Origin of the sequence: Pseudomonas sp. GX19020 (assembly GCF_023371075.1) — a bacterium.
Classification (GTDB): Bacteria; Pseudomonadota; Alphaproteobacteria; order Rhodobacterales; family Rhodobacteraceae; genus Pseudogemmobacter.
In genome coordinates, this window is record NZ_JAMCCR010000001.1 from 687,108 (window position 1) to 708,362 (window position 21,255).

Consider the following 21,255-nt stretch of genomic DNA (forward strand, 5'->3'; position numbering starts at 1 on the left):
CGCCATGTCCATGCCAACGCCCGCCGGGAAGCCCTCGCCGCTCAGCCATTTCGACGAACAGGGCCATGCCCATATGGTCGATGTTTCTGACAAACCCGTGACCTCACGCCTCGCTCTGGCCGAAGGCTGGGTGATGATGGCGCCCGCGACACTGGCGCTTGTGACAGAGGGCCGTGCGGCCAAGGGGGATGTGCTGGGAACGGCGCGGCTTGCCGGGATCATGGGGACGAAACGCACCGCCGATCTCATCCCGCTCTGCCACCCGCTGCCAGTGACCAAAGTCGCGCTGGAACTGACCGCGGATCCGGCGCAAGGCGGCGTCCATATCACGGCGACCGTCCGCACCACTGGCCAGACCGGGGTCGAGATGGAAGCGCTGACCGCTGTTTCTGTCGCGGCACTGACGGTTTATGACATGCTCAAGGCGGCGGAAAAGGGCATGCGGATCGAAGGTATCCGGCTTTTGCGCAAAGAAGGCGGCAAATCCGGCAGTTTCGAGGCCGGGCAATGAGCAGCCCCACCAATCCTGGTCCCACCGATACGGGCCCCGGCCCGAAAAACCCGGGCCCCCTGATGCCGGTCGATGAGGCTATGGCGCGGCTCTTTGCCCTTGCCCCAGAGCTGGAGACCGAAGAGGTGCCGCTCCGCGACGCCGCCGGTCGCTGGCTCGCCGCCCCGGTGATCGCCAGCCGCGACCAGCCGCCTTTTGATGCTTCGGCGATGGATGGCTATGCGCTGTCCGGCACGCCCGCACCGGGCGAGAGCTTTCGCGTGATCGGTGAGGCAGGCGCAGGTCACGCCTTCACCGGCGTGATCGGCGAAGGCCAGGCTGTACGGATCTTCACCGGCGCTCCGGTCCCTGACGGCGCCTCGCGTGTGGTGATCCAGGAGAATGTAAGCCGCGACGGCGACCGCATCACCATCACCGACCGTGATTCCGGCCCCAATATCCGCCCGCGCGGCCAGGATTTCCGCATCGGATCCGAGATCGACCCGCGCCGGCTGCGCGCCGCCGATCTGGCGCTGATCGCGTCGATGAATGTCGCAAATGTCACGCTGCGCCGGCGCCCGGTCGTGGCTGTCATCTCGACCGGAGATGAGCTGGTCATGCCCGGCGACACCCCCCGCCCTGATCAGATCATCGCCTCGAACTCTTTTGCGATCAAAGCGATAGCGGAAGAGGAAGGCGCGATTGCCCGCTTCCTTCCCATTGCCCGCGACAGCGAGGCCGATCTGAGCGCGGTCTTCTCCCTCGCGCAAGATGCAGATGTGATCGTGACTTCGGGCGGTGCGTCGGTGGGCGATCACGACCTGGTGGCACCAGTGGCCAGAAGCCTCGGCATGGAGGCGGGGTTCTGGAAGATCGCGCTGCGCCCCGGCAAACCGCTGATGGCGGGGCGGCTGTTCGGTGCGGCGATGCTGGGGCTGCCCGGGAATCCGGTCTCGGCGCTGATCTGTGCCGAACTGTTCCTGCGCCCGCTATTGCGGCATATGCAGGGCGACCCCGCGCCGGGGCCACATTTCCTGACGGCGGAACTCGCTCAGGATCTTCCCGCCAATGGCCCGCGCGCCCATTACATGCGCGCCCGCGTCGAGGACGGCAGGATCACCGCCTTTGACCGTCAGGACAGCGCGCTGCTGACCGTGCTGAGCGCCTCGAACGCGCTTTTGCTGCGCCCGGTCGGCGATGGGGCACGTCATGTCGGCGACGCCGTCCGTTATATCCCGATCTGAGAGGCGGCACTAAAGCCGCCACACGCCATGGTTGCGCCTTCAGTGCGAACCCGCACGGGGCTTGACACAAACAGAGAACATCGTCAGAACATTACACCAACGCCTCGTGATATGTGTCGTGAAATACGCCACAATCAGGCAGGGCAACCCGGATCTCTGGCGGAGAAACATATGCTGACGCGCAAACAGCTCGAGCTTCTGAATTTCATCCGGGACCGGCTCGACCGCGATGGCGTGCCGCCCTCCTTTGACGAGATGAAGGAGGCGCTGGATCTGCGGTCGAAATCGGGGATCCACCGGCTGATCACGGCGCTTGAGGAGCGCGGCTTCATCCGCCGGCTCGCGCATCGCGCACGCGCGCTGGAAATCATCCGCCTCCCCGAAGCGCTTGAGAAACGATCTGCAGCACCCGCGCCTGCGGGGGATCTCGCCGCCACTGCGCCCGGCTTCTCGCCGCGCGTGATCGACGGCGACCGCGTCACGCAACCCGCCAATGCGCTGCCGGTCTCGGCGGTTCATGCGCTGGAACTGCCGGTCATGGGCCGCATCGCTGCCGGTGTGCCGATCGAGGCAATTGCCGAGGTCTCGCATCACATCGCCGTTCCGGGGTCGATGCTTTCGGGGCGCGGCAATCACTATGCCCTTGAGGTCAAAGGCGATTCCATGGTCGAGGCCGGGATCAACGATGGCGATATCGTGGTGATCCGCGAACAGGGAACCGCCGATAATGGCGATATCGTGGTGGCACTGGTCGAGGATCAGGAAGCAACCCTGAAACGCTATCGCCGCCGCGGCAATATGATCGCGCTGGAGGCTGCCAATCCGGCCTATGAAACGCGGGTTATCCCGGATCACCTGGTCCGGGTTCAGGGGCGGCTGGTCGGGTTGATCCGCAGTTACTGAGTTCCGCCCCCGCGACGCGCTTCCTGCTGCCGAATTGAATGTCTTGCGCATCGGAATGCGACTAAGGATTGCATATACAGCCGTGCAATGTGCCGGGGCACTCTGGGCAGCAGTGATCCCGGCTGGAAATCAGACAAACATGTAAGTTCCGGCCTGGCGTTTTTGTTGAGATCCGGCGGAGGAGCAGATCAAGACTGCGAAACGGCAGGTCTCACAGGGTGAGTTCGCGGATCTCTGTCGTGCAGAAAACCACCCGCACGGGGTCGGCCTCCTGCCCCACGGCATTTGGTGCGCCAGTCTATATGGCCGCTTTAGGAAGCCCTGAAGGTTATCCGCCTCGCCCGAAGATGGCGATACTGCAGGCATCCTGCGTTATATCTGTTTCTGCTGGTCTGCCTGGCGGCCTCCGCCATCGGGTTTTCCATAAGAGATGCTGCTTGCTCCGCGTCAGGTGCGGCATCCCCCCTTGAAGCCAGCCGCGAAAAACCCAGCCCGGCAGCGCCAGACAAGTGGTGTTCTCGCCACCGGTGGCTTTTGAGCCTTCAGCTGCCTGACACCCGAGCCCTCGTGCGGATAGGCAGCGTTCGGCGGAAACGCCTCAGACGGAGAAGCCCGACACTGCCCTGCGCACGTCCGTGTCTTTGGTGTCACCGGCGCCATCGCGGATACGCCCCGCTGCCAAAGGTCTCGCCACCGGCTAGGAAACCGCTGACATGCAGTGCCGGAGCACCTGTGAGCTGATCCGCCGCCACTTCGGGACCGGATGACCTCCAGGGATAAGGCTTGCCCACGCCTAATGCGCTGACCGTGCAGGGGACTGTTCCTGAGATACGCCGTGCGATCCCCCTGAGCGCTACGGCATTAAGCCCCCTCCCTCCGCCCGACAGGCTCCCCGCGCCGGGGAGGGGTGATGTCTCATCCCGCAACGGTACGCCAAAACGACGGGTGCACCGTCCGCAGCCTTGTTTTCCTGTGGATCGGATGACTTGAACAAGCCTCTCGGGGAATCCGATCATATCAATCGCCCGGACCGTCTAAGCGTCAGCGTCCGGATCAGCATCGCGGTGATGACCGCTTCCTTCCGCCCTTCACTGCAGGAACCGGGGGCGTCGGCTGAAACGAAAGCAGCAAGCGTGCGTCCCCGGAGCCAACCTGTTTTTTCAACAATATCCTGCAACATAAGCACCTGCTGCGGTCCGTTCTGTCGCCGCCTGCTTAACGGTGGCAGCTGACGGAAGGATTCACCGATCAGCCATTCTGGCGCTGCATGCGTGCGAAATGCCGAGCAACCATCACCTGGAGAGCGGCGCGATACGTATAACGCGCAGCATATGCTGCACGAGTATCCCTTAAATCACTGAAACCGGAAGCCGCGGGAAAGCCATGCTACGGATGTTCTGGAACCTATGCCATTGATAATAGTATATTTTTAATGCGTAAATTATGCGGACCTGATCGGCAGGATGCCCGCAATCTCCCCGGGCTGAAAACCGGACCATATACGATCCCCGGCCACCACCAGCGGCCCCTGCAGCGAACCGGCGATTCGCGCCAGCCGCTCGACCCCTTCCGGCCAGTCAGCCCCTGCCCGCTCCTCATAGACTGGCCCAGCCCGATCCAGCGCGCGTTTGGTCGCAACGCAGGGGCCACAGCCCGGCTGGGTGTAAAAAATGATCATGGAGATGGTCCGTCTTTGAGTGTGGATCAGGGGCCGGTGTAACCAGCAGGCGTCATGACCGACTCGGGCAATGCAACCTCAGGCGACACCATCCCTACGAACGATGGCGCACCCCGCCTCCCGCAATGCAGTCACTTCATGATGGCGAGGGCCTCGGCGCGTATGACCGTGCCGCCCGCCTCGAGCCATTGGGGCGGCATATCGTCCGCCGCCAGGTGGCGCGATTGTCCGCAAGAACATTTGAGGTGAAAGATCCGCTTCATGGCGAAAACATAAAGGGAACAATTGGCGGTTCGAGAAGCCCGGTACCGGCCCTATGCCATATGCCCATCCCTCGGCCAACCCCTTCCAGAACCGGCGCATGATCATCACCATGCGGTGCAATGGCTGCAGACGGAGCGTTCATTTCCCGGCATTGGATCTTGTGAAAGTCGCCGGCAATGATCACCAGCTGCATATGGCGCCATGGCCTTGCGCGCGGTGCAAAAGTGCGGAGTGGATCAATGTTACATGGTGGTTTCCTTCACCCGACTCCCTGAACGGATTGACCATCCGTCGTCCGGTCAGGCAGATTGTGAAATGGCTATAGCGCAACGAGAAAGCCTTACGATGTCAATCTTTACAGTCAGACCACTTCCCCCGAAGCGATGCGCCAGCTCTTCGCCGGGCTGACGAACGCCGCCGGCAATATCGAGCCCGGCGATATCTGGCCCGATCGCCTGGCGCCGATCATCACCGCCGGGGATGGCGGTCATGTTCTGCGCAGCGCCCGGTGGGGCCTGCCCTCCCCGCCTCAGTTCCACAGCAAGAGCGGCATCGACCGGGGCGTCACCAATGTTCGCAACACCAACTCTCCACACTGGCGGCGCTGGCTTGGCCCGCCGCACCGCTGCCTTGTGCCGGTCGAGCGGTTCGCAGAGCCACCGCCAGGGCAAATGTGCAGGCAATGCATGGTTCGCGCTGAAAGAGGATCGCCCGGCGTTCTTTGCCGGAATCTGGGTGCCGGACAGGACCAGCATCCGCAAACTGAAGGACGGCGAGACCACAGATGACCTCTTCGCCTTCCTGACCTGCGACCCGAACGCAGAAGTGGCAGAAATCCATACCACGGCCATGCCAGTGATCCTGACGGAGCCGGACGACTGGGAGGAATGGCTGGTGAAGCCATGGACGGACGCCAAATCCTTACAGGGGCCACTGCCGGCCGGATCCTTGGAGGTCATTGAGTGATCCGGATGACTTCCCTCGCGTTAATCATCGGTCTGACAAGCTGCGGCCCGCTGGAGTACTACAGCGGTCGCAACATGGACTTCTATCACGCAGGCTGAGGCACAGGCCGTCACTCGTCTTTCGGGATCCGGTTCACCGCGTGGTCCAGGTACTGCTCGATCTGCACGTTCTTGCCATCGTGCCCGTCCAAGCAGCCGCATTTATTCCGAGCCGCCGGGAATGAGGACGTTCTGTGTTTCGCCGCACTGGTCAGCCCATGGCGGAACCTGATGACGGTCACCCTGACGACCCGGGCCGGGAATGATACTGTCGAGCCGATCCACGACCGGATGCCGGTGTGTATCGGCCCAGAGGAATCTGCTCAGGTCAAGCCGCTAATCTGAATGCCTCGGTCGGCTTGCGCATTGTAAGTGCCTGATAAGGGCGGCGACTGTTGCAGAAGCTGATCCAGCCGGAGATGTCGCGTCTTGCGGGCTCTATGCTGTCGAAGCGTTGGCGATGGAGGTATTGCTCCTTCGGTGTCCGGATCACGCGCTCGACCATGCCATTTGGATGCGGATCGAGCCAGCGAAAGCGCCACCGGTTCGAGCACGCTGGCGAGGGCGGGGTGATAAACTCCTGCTTCAGGCTGTAGCTGCGGACCAGTGCCGTGAGCTTGCGACTGGTAAAAACGAGCCCGTTGTCCGACCTCAGCAGGAACTCTTTCGCGACCCGGCCCAAAGCGCTGAACCGGGTACCGTCCTTGTCCAACAGGACCAGAATAACTCGAAAGAGCAGCTGACCCATTCTCCGGTCCTGAGGTGCGCCCTGGTCAATGCGATTATAGATGCGTTGGACACCCATCAGGAGCTGAGTAAACAGGCACTTACCTCGAAGGAGGTCCAGACCGGCCTGATCGCCGCCCTGATGGGGCAAGGGAAGCTCCATGAGAAACTGAGGGGGCGGGTGCAGCTATAGTATCAGAATATTGCTAATATTCTTTGTAAATCTTATATTTTCAATATGTTACCGCCCCCTACGGCACCTCACGCTTCTTGCAGCAAATGGGCCGGGGTGCCGAATACGAGGTCAAACACCCAGGTAAAGATCATGGTATAGATCGGGAAGAAAACGATCAGCGCCATATCCATGAAAAAGGCCTCAACCAGCGAAACCTCGAACCACCAGGCGATCAGCGGAATAAGCAGCGTAACGAGGCAGACCTGGAAACCCATCGCATGAAAAACGCGCCGCAACACAGTGCGCTCGCGGCTGGCCTGGCGGACCTCCCAGGCCTCGAAGGCCAGATTGTAGAAGAAATTCACGGTGATGGCCGTGGTGGTGATCATCATCGAAAGCGCCAGGCTATGCGCGCCGCTCTTGCCGCTGACATAGCTCAGGAAGGTCGATGAAATCAGGATCGCAGTGACCTCGAACAGGCCGATATAGGTGACGCGGCGTTTCCAGCCTTGCATGATCTTGCCTCACAGCTTCAGTTTTGCGGCCTGATACTGTAATGCGATCTGACATGGCAAATATGGTAATTTAAGTTTAACTTAACGGTGTACGATGATATCCGGAGAGCAGCTCGGCCTTTTGCTGACCATTGTCGACGAGGGATCCTTCTCGGCGGCCGCGCGGCGTCTGCATCGCACGCCCGCCGCCATCAGCATGATGATCGCCAGTCTCGAGGCAGAACTGGGCTTTCCCCTGTTTGACCGCAGCGGCCGCGAGGCGCTGCCGAGCGAAAGGCTGCGCGCGGTGCTGGCGGATGCGCGGATGGTCGTGGCCGATATCGCCGCCATCAACCAGCGCCTGGAAGATATGGAGGGCGGGCTTGAGACCGAGCTGACCTTTGGGATTTCTTCGGATCTGCCGATGGAGAATATTATCCCGGCGCTGCGACGGCTGTCCGAGACTTATCCCCTGTTGCGGGTCAATCTGATCACCGCGCCGCAGTCCGATATTCTGCGTGCGCTGTCGCGTGATGAGGTCGACGGCGGCCTGACCTATGGCGACAGCACGATTGGCGTCGATGAAGAGGTTACTGGTCTGTGGATGGAAACCATCGTGGCGGTGGTCGCACCGGATCATCCGCTGACCCGGCAAAGCGGACTGACGCTTGAGGCGCTGCACAGTCACCGCCAGATCATCAGCGCAAGCCCTTTTGGCCCACCCGAAACCCGCAGCACGCTGGTCGCGTCGCAGCTGTGGAAGGTCGGCACGCTATACCAGATGTCAGCTTTGGCAGAGCAAGGGCTTGGCTGGGCCAATATTCCGGCCTCGGCCCTTAAAAATCATCTCCGGACGCGCAGCCTGGTGGCGTTGAAATTCACCAATGTCCGCAATGGTCTTAAAGTGCCGGTTCTCTTCCGCCGCAAAAGGGGCAAGGCTATGGGGCTGGGCCTCAGGTCATTTCTCGACTGGATTCCGAAGACGCGAAACACTCGGGCGCATAGCAACTGAAGGGCCCGGGACCTAAAAGGGTTGAAACCACTCTGCCGGAAAATGGGTAGTGCCACATCCCTCCGGCCCATCGAAAGGCCATCACACCCTTCGCGCGAGAGACATCGACCGCCGCCCATCAGAAAAACCAGCCAGGTGTCATACATAATACCATCAAGCATGACACCTGACTCGAAAACACGACAGAAATATATAACTCTTTTCAAATACTTATAAGTATCCACTCCCCCCCTGTCGCCGGAGTAAAAAAATCGCTGGTGGGTACAGCTACTTGGAAAAGACCTCCTTTCGGGCGGGTCTTTCACGTTTAACGCCGGGGGAACAGGTTCTGTGCCCATCAATTCCCCCATGACAGTGGCTCCTCTGCCCCTCCTCAGATGAATCATAAATCAAGCACAACCCTTCAGAGTTCGACCTAGCAAATCCACAATGGAGGCACCTGGGATTGCCGGAGCGCCGAGATATCCTGAAATCTCAGCGCCCCCCGTCCCCCATGGACAGCGATCCCCCCAGAACGGAGGAGCAAAGCCAGGTTACTTGCTTGGACCTGACCCCGAAATCGGAGAGTGTGGCTGGAACGCCGCTCGTGCCAACCTGTAAGAGCGGAGATCCCCGACCTGGGGTCAGTCGCGATCTGGGCATACCCCAAAGACCGGGCGAAGTGGGTTTTTCACGGTTTGGGGAATAACCGCCACCGGTGGTGGAAGTTGCGTGGAGCCCATTTCAATCATTGGACCTCGGCGTTCCGGACGCAATGGCAGAGTTGATTTTGATGAACCGCGCGAAATTGCGGATTGTCGCAGGTTTAGAGATTTTTGCGACAGCAGCTTGATTGACTGGGCAACTCCCATCCCCTATGTCTAACGCCCAAGGTTCCGGCACCTGCCGCCTGCGGCGCAAGCCACGGTGAAGCCCGGACAGACAAGACATCTCACCTTCGAAGCATTTCGCGCGGTGGGCAATGCAGGCCCCCATTTCACCTTGAAATGCCTCACAAGAGGAGTGAGCGATGTCTGCACGGCACGCTGATCAGCAGGTTAACCCTTTTCTGGACGCCCCAATCGGGCGGCTGTTGCTGTCAAACGCCCTTCCTATGGCCGTGGTCATGTCGATGGGCGGAGTTCTTAATGTTGTCGATGGGATTTTCGTAGGCCATTTCATCGGGTCCGACGCGCTGGCGGCGGTGAGCTTGGCCTTTCCGGTGGCTATGGTGCTTTCGGCGCTGACGACCCTGGCGGGCGGCGGCATGTCGAGCCTGATGGCCCGGTATCTGGGTGCCGGAGATCGCGCAGCCGCCGGGCGCGTCTTTGCCGGGGCGCATGGGCTGGTGCTCGCGATTTCGGTTGGTCTTGTCGCGCTATGGCTGGTGATCGGCCCCGCGCTTGTCGGTTCTATGGCTGCAGGCAATCCCAGGGTCGCCGGATTGGCGCAGGATTATCTGTGGATCATAATTCTCGGCGCGCCGGCACAGTTGTTGCTTGGCATCCATGCAGATGCCCTGCGCAACGAGGGGAGGGCCAGTCTGATTGCCGCCCTGTCCGTACTGGTCAACCTGTTCAATATCGGTGCGAACTGGTTGGGGATCGTGGTGCTTGGCCTTGGGATCTCGGGTTCGGCCCTTGGCACTGTCGCGGCACAGGCCCTTGGATTGGCGCTGGTTGTCGGCGTGAGGGGACGTAACAGGGAGCTGCTGCCGCTGTCCGTTCTGCGCTCGCAAAGCTGGCTAAGTGCGTGGTCACAGATCATTCGGCTGGGCATGCCACTGTGCCTCAGTTTCATCGGCATCGCCCTGGTCGCCAGTATCGTGATGCTGTCCCTGCGGTTTTCTGCCGGCACGGAATATGACACCTTGATCGCCGCTTATGGCGTCGTGACGCGGCTTCTTGGCTTTGCCTTCATGCCGCAGATGGCTATCGCGCTGGCCATGCAGAGCATTGCCGGCAATAATGCTGGTGCGGGTAGGAATGACCGGGCACGGGCCGCGTTACGGCTGGCGATGGCGGCCGCTTTCGTCTGGTGCTTGGCGGTGGTGCTGGTCGGTGTCTTTGCAGGGGCCACCCTCGGTCATTGGTTCAGCGATGACCCCGCCGTGATCGTCGCCGTTGCGGAGATATTGCGGCCTGTGATGCTGTTTTACGCAGCATCCGGCCCGGTCCTTGTCCTGGCGCTGTATTTCCAGACTCTTGGTCAACCGGGACGGACCGCGGCACTGACTTTGGTGAAGCCATGGCTTCTGACCCCCTTCTTCATACTGGTGCTTTCTGTTGGCTTCGGGGTGTCGGGTATCTGGCTGGCCTTTCCGATGGCGGACGCGATCATTCTCATGCTCGCCGTGCTGATGGGGCGCAACGTCCTGCACACCGCTGATATGCAGGACGTCAATGCGGAGAAACGCAGATGACCATTGATGATGCAAAGGCGCCGGCCAAAACCTTGCGCGCGGCGCTTCAGGCGCAAGGAACTGCAATCAGCCATCACAAGCGTTGAAGCTGATAGCCGGACAGCATGGCGCAGAGGACTGGAACACGCTCCACGCCCGGTCAGCTCTGCGCAACGCACCTCCCGAACAGGCGCTGAGCGATCGGGTGCGCGGCCGCTTTCCTGGTCAGCCGTTCACCAGGCGGATAATCGGCCATTCTGGCCCGGCCAACCACCAACAGATTACAATCCGCTTCGATACGCCGGTCGATGTGGTCAGGTTCGAGAGCTTCACGAACCCGCGCCCTTAGATCAAAGCGGCGAACAACGAACACGGCTGCTCACATCGCCAGACCTCAGAAGGTGACCCGCAGTCGATCATTGAGCAGAGGAAAGGAGACCTCCCCTGACTGCCGAAAAGCGGGACGGTCTGTCGCGGAAGTGCTAAAATCCGCGACGGATCGGCAAAGTCAAGAAAATCAGGGGCTTTCGTATCTCATGTCTTTGCCGCAAGCGCCACCTCACTTGCGATATGATTGGCAACAGGGATCAACCGGAGCGAACGGCAGCAATGTCCCGCATAGCTGCCGGTCGCCGAAACGAAAAGAGCCGCCCATGGCATCCCGGGGGCGGCTCTCAAATTGGCCAAAATGTCCGATCTCACCTCAACGCGGTGATCTTCCCCGGCTGATACCCTGACCGGTGCCGTTCGGTCTCGGTGACCACCACCGGGGCCTGCCGGTATCCTAGGCTCTGGACATAGCCCATGGCCTCAGCGTCCTCGGTCAGGTCGGTCACGCGATACCGGAGCCAGGCCTGATCCAGCGCGCGCCTGGTGGCGTCACACTGGACGCATAAGGATTTGCTGTGGAGGGTGATCACCTCACGCCCCGCCGTGCGAAGAACCCCCGGAGGCGCCAGCCGCTCCCAGGACTGCCGCAACCAGCGTCGGCAAGTGGATGGTCAGGGTCCGGGGCATCAGCCTCCCGGACCTCACCTCAGCCGGCCAGCCATGCAGCAGTCAGCTCGAGGAAGGTGGAGAGAACGTAATGCGCGAAGCGCATGTTGACGGAATTCATGATCAGGCTCCTATGAATTGGGCCGGGCAGGCCTCATGGATAGCGCGGACAAGTGCCGAGAAGTTGCGATCCGCTGCGGCACAGTCGCCCGCGTTGCTGCCGAAATACGGCTCGATGAGGATGGCCGGCGGCTTGCCGGTCCAGAGCGAGGCGCCTCCCCTTCCGTTCCGCGCGATGACCTTCACGCCGCGATCCCGCAGGCCAAGGGCGCGGACCATGCCGGCCTGGACGCCGCGCGCGAGGCGGGCGCTGTTGGTGGTGCCACTGGTCAGGGTTTCGGTCCCGGTGGCGCTGACGGCCTCCGCGCTGTTGAAATGCAGCTCGACCGAGGCCAGGACGCCCAGCCGGTCAACCTCCGCAGAGGCGCGGCCGATCTCACCGGTGCCATGCGTGCGCCGCACGATCACATAGCGCGCCGGGCCCAGATCCCGGATCGCCACCGCGAGGTCGCCGTTGATGTCATATCCGGTGCGCTTGTCCGTCACGCGGACAGCCCCCTGCGACCGGGCGTTATGCCCGATCACCAGAGCGATCTTGCTCATGATGTTCTCCGATTCTGGATGTAAAAAAGCCCCGCAGGCTGGCGGGGTGTGTTGGAAAGCGGCTTGCGCTTAAGGTGATGCGAAGGTCGCGGCCTTGTTCGCAGCGCGGCGGGCGGCCCTCATGATCTCGTTGCCGAGCGCCTTGGCGATCCGCTCAATGGTGGGATTTTTCTCAGCAATCCAGGCGGGCCGGGCAAAGGGCTGTGGCGCGGCGCCGGGGGCTGTGTGCCAGCGAATTTCCCGGCATTGATATGCGGGGCGGTGCCGAGCTCGACCAGATGGGCGTGAGGCGCTTTGACGGTCAAGCCGACTTACATGAACAGCGGCGGCGCAATTCCCCTGGCGGCGCGGCGCGCATCGCGCGTTGCCGAGACAGCACCGGCCTTGTCTGCCCCGCCGGTCTCGCACATCCCGGCCGCGCTGGCAGCGGCGCGGACCTCGTTCTTAACCCGGATGCTGGCTGCAATATTATCCGACAGCTGGCCGTCCTCCCTGACACTAGGCTGAGCATCCTGGCGGCGACGGGCTCGGCGCCCTTTTTAGGGGCCCGGCGTACAGTTGCGGCCCCACCTTGCCGATTTCATAGCGGCCTGCAGCTTCTCTCGACGGCTCAGGACGCTCGGCAGTCGCACGCCTTACGAACAGATCTGCGAAACCCGGGCATCAGCACCAGACAGATTCAACCTGAGCCTGATACAGCAGATGCCGGGACTGGACACCTGGGTTCACAGCGCCCGCTCCGTCTGCACAGCCGCCATCGCGGTCCCTCTCCAGCGCTTCTGATGGGCCGCGCGCCGGGATCAAAGCACAGAGCTCATCCGGATTTATTCTGCTCAGGCCCTGACCAATACGAGCTGGCCTGTCTGGATTGATTTACACCAAACTTTAGCTCATTGTTTTCAGTAATGAATCCCTTTGTCAGGGTTGACGGCGGTACTCTTGGGCATAAACATCCGCACATGTGCGGGGCCAGATTCTATTTCACTCTCGCAGCCGCAGCGAGGATGTCATGACGAAACCATCTGATCCCGCTCATCCAGGCCGCACAGACCGGCGCGGCTCTGGCATTGGAAGTGCAACGCCCTACCGCGGACCGGATCGCCGTAAGGGCGAGCGGCGCGGCGCTGACCGGCGCGGCACATCGCTGACGGTATTTCTGGTCGACAATGATGAGGCGTTCCGTGTCTCGCTGGCGAATGCGCTGCAATTGCGGGATTTCAGGGTTGAATCCTATGCTTCAGCGATGGATTTTCTGTTTGCCTATGATGGGGTAGAGCCGGGTTGCCTCGTCCTCGATTACAGGCTTCCCGGAATGAACGGGCTGGAGTTGCAGGCCCATCTTAACTCGGCAGGCAATACTCTCCCGATCATCTTCGTCACTGGCCATGGGGGCGTGCCGGAATCTGTGCAGGCCATCAAGGCCGGGGCCCTCGATTTTCTGGAAAAGCCCTTCAGCCAGTCGGTTCTGATTGAAAGGATCGAAACCGCTCTGGCGATGGCTGCCGAACGGATCGCCTCAAAAGCAGGCACCGCGCGCCTGAACGCAAAATTCAAACGGCTGACCGTCCGCGAAATGGAAGTCGTCAGCCACATGGCCGCGAACCCGTCACAAACCTCCAGCAAAGAGGTCGGGGCGCGGCTGGGGATCAGCCCCCGCACCGCCGATCACCACCGTGCCCGCATTCTGGAGAAGTTGCAGGTGCGTACCGTCGCCGAACTGGTGACGCTGGCGCAACGCTATCTGTCGAAGACGCCAAGATCCAAATGAGGCGGGCAATCGGTATGAAAGCCGCTCTGGGCGATGATGCCCCGGCACCGGAGATCTTCACCCCGGCGCTTTTCACCTCGGCCCGCATGGCCTGTGGCGGGAATGCGGGCGATCCCGAAACGCGGCGCGCTGCACTTTGGGCAGCGCCGCAGTGAGGAGTGATCGCCGCTTTGCCCTGTATGTGAGTGGGCGCTGCAAATGCGACACTGATGTAAGCTCAGTCTTTGCTGTCTGCCGATGTGTCTCACATGGGAGATTGACGATGTCGCAACGAAAGCAGCGCGCCCCCTGAATTCGGGGCGCAGGAAGCCCTTGGGGCGCTGCAAGGCGAGGAGCCCGCGTTGGAACAGACGAGCCTGTTCTTAAATACGCCGGAGGCCGACTTCTGCGTCGCAGCTCTGAACGAGGCCATCTCTCGGTTCGGACCGCCGGACATCACGAACAGCAATCAAGGGGCCAGTTGACGTCGCTTGCCTGCATACCTGGGACACCGGATCGCAGCCACGCGCTCATGTCCGCAACCGGACGAAATTTTACAGCCACCGCCCGCCCACAGCGATCTGCTCACTGCACTGCGAAGTTACGCAACCCGATCAACAGGAGCAACTCAGAGCCTGAAAAGCGCCAGATCCTGTCCAAAGAAGAGGGAGAACCCAACCAATATCCGAAAACGGCCTCGGGGTGCCTGCCCTGGTGCGCCGGAAGCAGGGCCCGAAAATCGTGCCGGACCTGCAGTCATTTCTCAACTGGCCCCCAAAGACCGGAAACACCCAGAGGCCCGGATCCTGACGCAGGCCGGAACTCAAGCATGTTGAAGTCGCTTTGCCATCGAACCGGCGAGAATACCTGGCCATACGGGTGGCGGCCTGCCATCTGCCACCGCCGCCCCAGGAAGCACGCGGCAGCAGCCTTTGCGCTGGCCTCGATGGCCAGCGCAAAGGCGGCTCCCTCCGAACGGCCCCTCGCCCAAGCGCCTCACGCCGCCCCGCCCTTTGCCATTGCGTGCCCCGCCGCGCGGGATTATCTCAGACCGGATCCGAGCAAAGAGGTCCGACATGCTTTACCCATCCGGCGCGGCTTATCTTCAGGCCCCGAACAAGCAGGTTCTCCTGTTCGGCATGTCGGGTCTGGGCAAGACACATCTGTCGAACATGCTGCGCGCGGCGCCGGCCGATCAGGGCGGCTGGTTCCATTACTCGGTCGATTACCGCGTCGGCACCCGCTATATGGGCGAATATATCGCCGACAATTTCAAACGCGAAGCCATGAAGGTCCCGCTCCTGCGGGAACTCCTGATGTCGGATTCCGTCTTCATCGCCTCGAACATCACCTTCAACAATCTGGCGCCGCTTTCGACCTATCTCGGCAAGCCGGGGGATGCAGCAAAAGGCGGCTTGCCCTTTGCTGAATATATGCTGCGCCAGGACCAGCATCGCGGCGCCGAAATTGCGGCAACGCTGGACACAAGACCCTTCATCGCCCGCGCAAATGACCTCTATGGTTACCGGAATTTCATCTGCGACACCTCCGGCTCGATCTGCGAAGTGGTGAACCCCTGGGATGAAACAGACCCGGTGATGACGCAGCTCAGCCAGACGCTCCTGATGGTCTGGATCAGGGGCTCTGATGCCCATACCGAGGAACTCGTCCGCCGCTTTGACCGCGCCCCGAAACCGATGTATTACCAGCCCGACTTCCTCACCCGCATGTGGGAGGAGTACCGCACCGAATACAAAGTCAGCGAAGACAGCTGCGACCCGGACCATTTCGTGCGCTGGACCTATGCGAAGGCCCTCGCCCATCGCCAGCCGCGCTATGCCGCCATGGCCGAATGGGGTGTCACCGTCACCGCCGAAGAGGTCGCTGAAGTCACCGGCCCGGATGAATTTGACGCGATGATCGCCCGCGCGATCGACCGCAAGGTAAGCGCAGCCTGACCACCACTGCCCAGCTGGCATCATACCAAGGAAAGACCATGCCGATCACCCTGCCCGAGACCCTGCCCGCCTATTCCGTCCTGCAAGACGAAGGCGTCATGGTCATGTCGCCTGAACGGGCGGCGCGGCAGGATATCCGGCCGCTGAAAATCGGCCTCCTCAATCTGATGCCGAAAAAGATCCAGACCGAGAACCAGTTCGCCCGGCTGATCGGTGCCACGCCTTTGCAGATTGATCTCTCGCTGATCCGGATGACCGAGCATCAGACGAAAAACACCGCCGCCGAACATATGGAAACCTTCTACCGCCCCTTCGAGGCGGTCAGAGACGAGAAATTCGACGGGCTGATCATCACCGGCGCCCCGATCGAACATCTCGATTTCGATCAGGTCACCTATTGGGACGAGCTGCGCGAGGTCTTCGACTGGTCCCGGACCCATGTCCATTCCACCTTCGGCGTCTGCTGGGGCGGCATGGCGATGATCAACCATTTCCACGGCGTGCCGAAACATATGCTGGAAAGAAAGGCCTTCGGCTGTTTCCTGCATGAAAACGTCGCCCCTGCCTCGCCCTATCTGCGCGGGTTTTCAGATGATTGTTTCGTGCCGGTCTCGCGCTGGACGGAAATGAAACGCGACGAGATCGAGGGCGTCGACGGGATGAAGATCCTGCTCGACAGCGATCAGACCGGCCCCTGTCTCGTGGAAGATTCCGGGCTGAACGCCCTCTATATCTTCAACCATTTCGAATATGAGAATGACACGCTGAAGCAGGAATATGATCGCGACATCGCCAATGGCACCGCGATCAATATCCCCTCGCATTACTATCCCGGCAATGATCCGACAAAGCAGCCACGCAACCGCTGGCGCAGCCATGCGCATCTGCTCTACGGTAACTGGATCAACGAGATCTATCAGCACACGCCCTTCGACATGCGCGATATCGGCAGCTGAGCGAGGAGATGCGCCATGGTAAAAGAAAACCACGATCTGCCCTTTGACGGCGCGATCAGCCGCTACTTCCGCAAAGAGGCCCCGAAGGCGATCCGCGAGGCCATCGAGAAAGCCGGCAAGGATGATATCCTGACCCCCGGCTTTCCCTATGCCGAAGAGATGGGTCGCAAAGACTATGATACCGCGATGGAAGGGTTGCAGCGCCAGCTCGTCCGCCTCCAGGCCGATGTGAAAGCCACCGGCAAACGCATCGTGGTGATCTTCGAGGGGCGCGACGCCGCCGGCAAGGGTGGCACCATTGCGCGTTTCCGCGAAAACCTGAACCCGCGCGTCGCGAATGTCGTGGCGCTGCCCGCGCCGTCTGATCGCGAAAAGGGCCAGTGGTACTTCCAGCGCTATATCGACTGGCTGCCGGCCAAAGGCGAAATGGTACTTTTCGACCGCAGCTGGTATAATCGCGGCGTGGTCGAAAAGGTCTTCGGCTTCTGCTCGGATGCGGAACGCGCCACCTTCTTCCGCCAGGTTCCCGGGTTTGAACATATGCTGGTCGATGAGGGCGTGATCCTGATCAAGCTCTGGCTTGAGGTCGGGCGCGCCGAACAGCTCCGGCGCTTCATCGAGCGCGAACAGGATCCTCTGAAACAGTGGAAGCTGTCCCAGGTTGATATCGAGGGTCTCGCGAAATGGGAGGACTATTCCGCTGCCATCGCCGAGACGCTGACACTGAGCCATTCCTCTCATGCGCCCTGGACAGTGATCCTGTCCGATGACAAGCGGCGCGCCAGGCTCGCGGCAATCCGCGAGGTGCTGAGCCGCGTCGATTACAAGGGCAAGGACGCGACGGTGATCGGCGCCATCGATCCGCTGATCAGCGGCGGCCCCGAACGGATGCCGCGCGGCTGATGCCGCTTTTACGGATCCGGGCATGAGCACGAAACGCGGCTATCACCATGGCAATCTGCGTCAGGCGCTGATCGATGCCGCGCTGGAGCTGATCGCGGCCAATGGCCCGCAGGGCTTTTCCCTTTCCGAGGCTGCCAAAGCTGCGGATGTGACCCCGGCAGCGGTCTATCGCCATTTCGCCGGCCGCGACGACCTGATCGCCGAAGTGGCGCATCAGGGTTTCGGGATTTTTGCGGCACTGCTGGAATATGCCTGGAATGAGGGCCGTCCTTCAGCGCTGGCGGGGTTTGCGTCGATCGGGCGCGCCTATCTGGCCTTTGCCCGCAAATATCCCGGCCATTACCAGGCTATGTTTGAAAGCGGGCTGCAACCGGCCAGCCATCCCGACCTCGCGCTGATCGCCACCCGCGCGCGCGGCATCATGGAAAACGCTGCCGAAGCGCTGCTCGCAGCGCTTCCCGCCGCCCGGCGCCCGCCAGCCACAATGGTTGCGGCCCATATCCGTGCGACCAGTCATGGCATCGTAGAGCTCTTCCTGCGCGGCAATGGCGGCAGCCTGCCCTATACGCCCGAGGACCTGCTCGAGGCCTCGGTCGGGATCTATCTGCGCGGTCTCGGCATCCTGCCGCCGGACAGATAGGGCTGGCCGCAGAAAGGGGCCCTGCCCCTCGAGGCTTTGCCTCTCACCCCGGGATATTTAAAGACAGATGAAATCGCAAAGCCCGGCTCTGTATTCATCTGTCTCTTAAATATCCCCGCCGGAGGCCTTCCCCCGCGCAAGCGGGGGAACGATCAGCGGAAGAGCACAAGTGCCGAGGGCGACCAGGCAAGCTCGACCTCTGTGCCGACATCCAGCACCGGACGGCCGGGCGTGTTGCGCATCGACAGGCGCACCTCGACATCCGTATCGCCGATAAACACATCGTAATAGGTCATGTCGCCGAAATAGATCACCTCGTCGATCTTGCCCCTGACCGACCGCTCATCCGCGCTCTGCCCCGGGTAAAGCATGGTCAGGGTCTCGGGGCGCAGCCCGACGACGGGGCTGCCTTCGCCCGTCGGGGCCGGTGCCTGATCGGCTTCGAGCGTCACGCGGCCCAGGCCTTTGGCCTCGACCTCAAACCTGCCGCCGGTTTCCGCAAGGATCTCGCAGGGGATGAAATTCATCGTGCCGATAAAATCCGCGACTTTACGGCTGTTCGGGCGGCGGTAAAGGGTCTCGGGATCGGCGAGCTGCGCGATCTGGCCCTCGAACATCACCGCGATGCGGTCGGACATCACCAGCGCCTCTTCCTGGTCATGGGTCACGAGGATGAAGGTGATCCCGACCTGGCGCTGCAGCTTGATCAGCTCCACCTGCATATGCTCGCGCATCTTCTTGTCGAGCGCGGAAAGCGGCTCATCGAGCAGCAGAACCTTCGGCTTCAGGATCAGCGCGCGCGCCAGTGCCACCCGCTGGCGCTGGCCGCCAGACAGTGCATGGGCCGCGCGCCCGCCGTACCCTTTAAGGCCGACCATCTCCAGCGCCTCTTCCACGGCCGCAGCCTTTTCGGTCTTGGAACGCGGATCGCGGCGCAGCCCGAAAGCCACGTTTTCCGCCACCGACATATGCGGGAAGATCGCGTAGCTCTGGAACACCATATTGGTCGGCCGCAGGTTCGCGGGAACCGAGCTCATATCCTTGCCATCGATCAGCACGGCGCCGGAATCGACGCCTTCAAAGCCGGCAATCGTGCGCAACAGCGTGGTCTTGCCACAGCCCGAGGGCCCGAGGAGCGAGAAGAACTCGCCCGCCCGGATCGTCCCGTTGATGCCCCGCAGCGCGTGGTAATCGCCGTAGTATTTCTGGATATCCCGAAACTCGATCATGGTCGGGCGTTTATCAGCGCTCATTACAGGAAGCCTCCGGAATCCTTGCCACCGGTCCTGGCGATACCGCGGCGACGGAAATATTCAGCGATTGCGAGAAGACAGATGGAGAGGCCGACCAGGATCGTGCCCAGTGCCAGCATCGAAGGCACTTTCGCGGGGAAACGGAACTGGCCGAAAATATAGACCGACAGGATCGGCTGGCCCGACCCGAGGAAGTTCGCGACGATGAATTCATCGATCGAGATGGTGAAGGTGATCAGGAACGATGACAGGATCCCCGGCATCACCAAAGGCAAGATGATCAGCCGGAAGGTCGAGGCGGCGGTCTCGCCCAGATCCAGCGCCGCCTCTTCCAGCGAGCGATCCAGCGACTGGAAGGCCGAGGTCAGCAGCGCGACCGAGAATGGCGTGCAGATCAGCAGATGACCAAGGATCACCGTGAAGATCGACAGCGGAATGCCGATCGCCATCAATACGATCAGTAGGGACATCGCGACGATCATCTCGGGCAAGACCAGCGGCAGCATGATAAAGCCCATCACCGGCGCCTTGAAGGGCCATTGATAGCGCACCGAAGACCGCGCCGCGAAGAGGCCCAGAATGGTCGACAGCGTGGCCACTGAGAGCGCAATGATCAGGCTGTTCTTCAGCGCCTTCCACAGGTTCGGATCGACCCACATCTCGGAAAACCACTTGGTGGTGAATCCGGAAAGCGGGAAAGACACCACCGCGGCATTGTTGAAGGCAAAGAGCGGCAGCACCAGGATCGGGCCATAGAGAAAGGCGAGATAGAGGATTGCATAGGTTTTGAGGCCGGGGGCTTTGGTCATTTCCGGCCTCCGATAAAGCGCTTGTTCAAAAGCAGAAAGCCCACGCTGATAATCGCCACCGCAATCATCGCGCTCGCCGCCAGCGCCGAACCCATCGCAAAGTTGCGCGATTTAAGCAGCTGTGTTTCCACGAAATTCGACACCATCGGCACTTTGCCCGCGCCGATCAGTTCGGGCGTCACATAATCGCCGGCGGTCGGGATAAAGACGATCAGCACCGCCGCGATCACACCCGGCATCGACAAAGGCAGGGTCACGCGCAGGAAGGTGCGCCATTTGCTTTCGCCCAGATCCTGCCCCGCTTCGAGCAGCGAGCGGTCGACTTTTTCAAGGCTGACGAAAATCGGCAGCACCGCGAAGGGCGCATAGGCATGGGCCAGCGTGATGATGATCGAGGTCACGCCATATTGCAGCACATTGAGCTGCGTATCCATGATCCCCAGCCCCATCAGCGAGCTGTCAACAATGCCGTCATAGCCCAGAATGGTGCGCCAGAGTGCTACGCGAATGATGTAGCTGGTCCAGAACGGAATGGTGATCAGAAACAGCCAGAGCGACTTTTTCGATGGCTGCACATGGAAGCTGACGAAATAGGCGATCGGATAGGCCAGCAGCACGGTGGCCAGTGTCACCAGCACCGAGACATTCAGCGAGCGCAGCATCACGATGTGATATTGTGGCCGTGTCAGTACCTGGAGATAGTTCTCGCCGGTGATCGGCAGGCTGACCGCGCCGCGCGAGCCGGTAAGCACCGAATAGACCAGAACCGTTGCCAGCGGTGCCGCAAGCAAGAGAAACGTCACCACTGCCGGGGGCGCAATCAGCAGCCAGCCCGTGCGTGCTTCAGAGGATTTTGATTGCACCTTTACCCCCGGGTTTGCCGGATTCTTGCCGACGTCAGTTTGATCAAAATACTGACGCCGCTCTGGCTTTCATGCAAGTCTGCAGATGCGAAGGCAA

General features: G+C 61.3%; 23 protein-coding genes. 14 read left to right on the plus strand and 9 right to left on the minus strand.

Features of this window, described 5'->3' with window-relative positions; translation table 11 throughout:
• The first annotated feature begins 10 nt into the window (after window positions 1-10).
• The 3 genes from moaC (at window position 11) to lexA (ending at window position 2,637) form a co-directional block, all read left to right on the plus strand.
• Window positions 11-511, plus strand: a complete 501-nt coding sequence (gene moaC / locus M3484_RS03370) for a cyclic pyranopterin monophosphate synthase MoaC (RefSeq protein ID WP_249495934.1) — start codon at window positions 11-13, stop codon at window positions 509-511.
• Window positions 508-1,734, plus strand: a complete 1,227-nt coding sequence (locus M3484_RS03375; RefSeq protein WP_249495733.1) for a molybdopterin molybdotransferase MoeA — start codon at window positions 508-510, stop codon at window positions 1,732-1,734. The genes moaC and M3484_RS03375 overlap by 4 nt, the downstream gene beginning before the upstream one ends.
• 171 nt (window positions 1,735-1,905) lie before the next feature.
• The gene (lexA, locus tag M3484_RS03380) at window positions 1,906-2,637 is read left to right on the plus strand and encodes a transcriptional repressor LexA (protein ID WP_249495734.1); all 732 of its coding nucleotides are present in this window, start codon (window positions 1,906-1,908) and stop codon (window positions 2,635-2,637) included.
• 1,441 nt (window positions 2,638-4,078) lie between these two features.
• Here lexA and M3484_RS03385 read toward each other — a convergent pair.
• Window positions 4,079-4,315 (minus strand): glutaredoxin family protein, encoded by a 237-nt coding sequence (locus tag M3484_RS03385; RefSeq protein WP_249495735.1) that lies wholly within the window; start codon window positions 4,313-4,315, stop codon window positions 4,079-4,081.
• A 563-nt stretch (window positions 4,316-4,878) separates the two neighbouring features.
• Complete coding sequence (locus tag M3484_RS03390) at window positions 4,879-5,070, minus strand: hypothetical protein (RefSeq protein ID WP_249495736.1); 192 nt, start codon at window positions 5,068-5,070, stop codon at window positions 4,879-4,881.
• 79 nt (window positions 5,071-5,149) lie between these two features.
• Between M3484_RS03390 and M3484_RS03395 the strand changes: the two genes are divergently transcribed.
• Window positions 5,150-5,545, plus strand: a complete 396-nt coding sequence (locus M3484_RS03395; protein WP_249495737.1) for an SOS response-associated peptidase family protein — start codon at window positions 5,150-5,152, stop codon at window positions 5,543-5,545.
• 170 nt (window positions 5,546-5,715) lie between these two features.
• Entirely contained in the window at window positions 5,716-5,928 is a 213-nt protein-coding gene (locus M3484_RS23910) for an SOS response-associated peptidase family protein (RefSeq protein WP_502942421.1), read from the plus strand.
• Here the strand turns inward: M3484_RS23910 and M3484_RS03400 are convergent.
• On the minus strand, window positions 5,912-6,331 hold the full coding sequence (locus M3484_RS03400) for an integrase core domain-containing protein (RefSeq protein ID WP_249495738.1): 420 nt from the start codon (window positions 6,329-6,331) through the stop codon (window positions 5,912-5,914). The genes M3484_RS23910 and M3484_RS03400 overlap by 17 nt on opposite strands.
• Window positions 6,332-6,570: 239 nt before the next feature.
• A complete protein-coding gene (locus M3484_RS03405; protein ID WP_249495739.1) occupies window positions 6,571-6,999 on the minus strand; it encodes a PACE efflux transporter in 429 nt (142 codons plus the stop codon).
• A 94-nt stretch (window positions 7,000-7,093) separates the two neighbouring features.
• Here M3484_RS03405 and M3484_RS03410 point away from each other — a divergent pair, with 94 nt between their 5' ends.
• From M3484_RS03410 to M3484_RS23915, 3 genes are all read left to right on the plus strand, one after another.
• The gene (locus M3484_RS03410; RefSeq protein WP_249495740.1) at window positions 7,094-7,990 is read left to right on the plus strand and encodes a LysR family transcriptional regulator; all 897 of its coding nucleotides are present in this window, start codon (window positions 7,094-7,096) and stop codon (window positions 7,988-7,990) included.
• Between the two features lie 1,009 nt (window positions 7,991-8,999).
• A complete protein-coding gene (locus M3484_RS03415; protein WP_249495741.1) occupies window positions 9,000-10,391 on the plus strand; it encodes an MATE family efflux transporter in 1,392 nt (463 codons plus the stop codon).
• Window positions 10,392-10,473: 82 nt separating this feature from the next.
• Window positions 10,474-10,719 carry a glyoxalase superfamily protein gene (locus M3484_RS23915; protein WP_502942422.1) on the plus strand — a complete coding sequence of 82 codons (246 nt, stop codon included), beginning with the start codon at window positions 10,474-10,476 and terminating at the stop codon, window positions 10,717-10,719.
• 349 nt (window positions 10,720-11,068) lie between these two features.
• Here the strand turns inward: M3484_RS23915 and M3484_RS03420 are convergent, their stop codons facing one another.
• On the minus strand, window positions 11,069-11,290 hold the full coding sequence (locus tag M3484_RS03420; RefSeq protein ID WP_249495742.1) for a glutaredoxin domain-containing protein: 222 nt from the start codon (window positions 11,288-11,290) through the stop codon (window positions 11,069-11,071).
• A gap of 199 nt (window positions 11,291-11,489) precedes the next feature.
• Window positions 11,490-12,029 carry an N-acetylmuramoyl-L-alanine amidase gene (locus M3484_RS03425; RefSeq protein ID WP_249495743.1) on the minus strand — a complete coding sequence of 180 codons (540 nt, stop codon included), beginning with the start codon at window positions 12,027-12,029 and terminating at the stop codon, window positions 11,490-11,492.
• 1,009 nt (window positions 12,030-13,038) lie between these two features.
• Between M3484_RS03425 and M3484_RS03435 the strand changes: the two genes are divergently transcribed.
• From M3484_RS03435 to M3484_RS03460, 6 genes are all read left to right on the plus strand, one after another.
• The gene (locus M3484_RS03435) at window positions 13,039-13,797 is read left to right on the plus strand and encodes a response regulator transcription factor (RefSeq protein WP_249495744.1); all 759 of its coding nucleotides are present in this window, start codon (window positions 13,039-13,041) and stop codon (window positions 13,795-13,797) included.
• Window positions 13,798-13,811: 14 nt separating this feature from the next.
• Window positions 13,812-13,952, plus strand: a complete 141-nt coding sequence (locus M3484_RS03440) for a hypothetical protein (protein ID WP_171909484.1) — start codon at window positions 13,812-13,814, stop codon at window positions 13,950-13,952.
• Between the two features lie 900 nt (window positions 13,953-14,852).
• A complete protein-coding gene (locus M3484_RS03445) occupies window positions 14,853-15,734 on the plus strand; it encodes a hypothetical protein (RefSeq protein WP_249495745.1) in 882 nt (293 codons plus the stop codon).
• A 38-nt stretch (window positions 15,735-15,772) separates the two neighbouring features.
• Entirely contained in the window at window positions 15,773-16,690 is a 918-nt protein-coding gene (gene metA / locus M3484_RS03450) for a homoserine O-acetyltransferase MetA (protein WP_249495746.1), read from the plus strand.
• A gap of 15 nt (window positions 16,691-16,705) precedes the next feature.
• A complete protein-coding gene (gene ppk2 / locus M3484_RS03455) occupies window positions 16,706-17,593 on the plus strand; it encodes a polyphosphate kinase 2 (RefSeq protein WP_249495747.1) in 888 nt (295 codons plus the stop codon).
• 22 nt (window positions 17,594-17,615) lie between these two features.
• Entirely contained in the window at window positions 17,616-18,233 is a 618-nt protein-coding gene (locus tag M3484_RS03460) for a TetR/AcrR family transcriptional regulator (RefSeq protein ID WP_092897112.1), read from the plus strand.
• 152 nt (window positions 18,234-18,385) lie between these two features.
• On the opposite strand, the gene M3484_RS03465 is transcribed toward M3484_RS03460, so the two are convergent.
• Genes M3484_RS03465 through M3484_RS03475 form a run of 3 tightly spaced genes read right to left on the minus strand, consistent with a single transcriptional unit; the run spans window position 18,386 to window position 21,158 of the window.
• Window positions 18,386-19,486, minus strand: coding sequence for an ABC transporter ATP-binding protein (locus M3484_RS03465; protein WP_249495748.1), 1,101 nt, complete (start codon window positions 19,484-19,486; stop codon window positions 18,386-18,388).
• The gene (locus tag M3484_RS03470) at window positions 19,486-20,295 is read right to left on the minus strand and encodes an ABC transporter permease (RefSeq protein WP_249495749.1); all 810 of its coding nucleotides are present in this window, start codon (window positions 20,293-20,295) and stop codon (window positions 19,486-19,488) included. Before M3484_RS03470 ends, M3484_RS03465 begins: the two co-directional genes overlap by 1 nt.
• Window positions 20,292-21,158 (minus strand): ABC transporter permease, encoded by an 867-nt coding sequence (locus tag M3484_RS03475; protein ID WP_092897108.1) that lies wholly within the window; start codon window positions 21,156-21,158, stop codon window positions 20,292-20,294. The genes M3484_RS03470 and M3484_RS03475 overlap by 4 nt, the downstream gene beginning before the upstream one ends.
• Between the last annotated feature and the right edge of the window lie 97 nt (window positions 21,159-21,255).

What these genes read in the sequence shown, in the direction of transcription:
- moaC (WP_249495934.1), top strand. Translation starts at nt 11, where the DNA reads ATGCCAACGCCCGCCGGGAAGCCCTCGCCGCTCAGCCATTTCGACGAA.
- M3484_RS03375 (WP_249495733.1), top strand. Translation starts at nt 508, where the DNA reads ATGAGCAGCCCCACCAATCCTGGTCCCACCGATACGGGCCCCGGCCCG.
- lexA (WP_249495734.1), top strand. Translation starts at nt 1,906, where the DNA reads ATGCTGACGCGCAAACAGCTCGAGCTTCTGAATTTCATCCGGGACCGG.
- M3484_RS03385 (WP_249495735.1), bottom strand. Translation starts at nt 4,315, where the DNA reads ATGATCATTTTTTACACCCAGCCGGGCTGTGGCCCCTGCGTTGCGACC.
- M3484_RS03390 (WP_249495736.1), bottom strand. Translation starts at nt 5,070, where the DNA reads ATGACCGCCATCCCCGGCGGTGATGATCGGCGCCAGGCGATCGGGCCA.
- M3484_RS03395 (WP_249495737.1), top strand. Translation starts at nt 5,150, where the DNA reads ATGTTCGCAACACCAACTCTCCACACTGGCGGCGCTGGCTTGGCCCGC.
- M3484_RS03400 (WP_249495738.1), bottom strand. Translation starts at nt 6,331, where the DNA reads ATGGGTCAGCTGCTCTTTCGAGTTATTCTGGTCCTGTTGGACAAGGAC.
- M3484_RS03405 (WP_249495739.1), bottom strand. Translation starts at nt 6,999, where the DNA reads ATGCAAGGCTGGAAACGCCGCGTCACCTATATCGGCCTGTTCGAGGTC.
- M3484_RS03410 (WP_249495740.1), top strand. Translation starts at nt 7,094, where the DNA reads ATGATATCCGGAGAGCAGCTCGGCCTTTTGCTGACCATTGTCGACGAG.
- M3484_RS03415 (WP_249495741.1), top strand. Translation starts at nt 9,000, where the DNA reads ATGTCTGCACGGCACGCTGATCAGCAGGTTAACCCTTTTCTGGACGCC.
- M3484_RS03425 (WP_249495743.1), bottom strand. Translation starts at nt 12,029, where the DNA reads ATGAGCAAGATCGCTCTGGTGATCGGGCATAACGCCCGGTCGCAGGGG.
- M3484_RS03435 (WP_249495744.1), top strand. Translation starts at nt 13,039, where the DNA reads ATGACGAAACCATCTGATCCCGCTCATCCAGGCCGCACAGACCGGCGC.
- M3484_RS03440 (WP_171909484.1), top strand. Translation starts at nt 13,812, where the DNA reads ATGAAAGCCGCTCTGGGCGATGATGCCCCGGCACCGGAGATCTTCACC.
- M3484_RS03445 (WP_249495745.1), top strand. Translation starts at nt 14,853, where the DNA reads ATGCTTTACCCATCCGGCGCGGCTTATCTTCAGGCCCCGAACAAGCAG.
- metA (WP_249495746.1), top strand. Translation starts at nt 15,773, where the DNA reads ATGCCGATCACCCTGCCCGAGACCCTGCCCGCCTATTCCGTCCTGCAA.
- ppk2 (WP_249495747.1), top strand. Translation starts at nt 16,706, where the DNA reads ATGGTAAAAGAAAACCACGATCTGCCCTTTGACGGCGCGATCAGCCGC.
- M3484_RS03460 (WP_092897112.1), top strand. Translation starts at nt 17,616, where the DNA reads ATGAGCACGAAACGCGGCTATCACCATGGCAATCTGCGTCAGGCGCTG.
- M3484_RS03465 (WP_249495748.1), bottom strand. Translation starts at nt 19,486, where the DNA reads ATGAGCGCTGATAAACGCCCGACCATGATCGAGTTTCGGGATATCCAG.
- M3484_RS03470 (WP_249495749.1), bottom strand. Translation starts at nt 20,295, where the DNA reads ATGACCAAAGCCCCCGGCCTCAAAACCTATGCAATCCTCTATCTCGCC.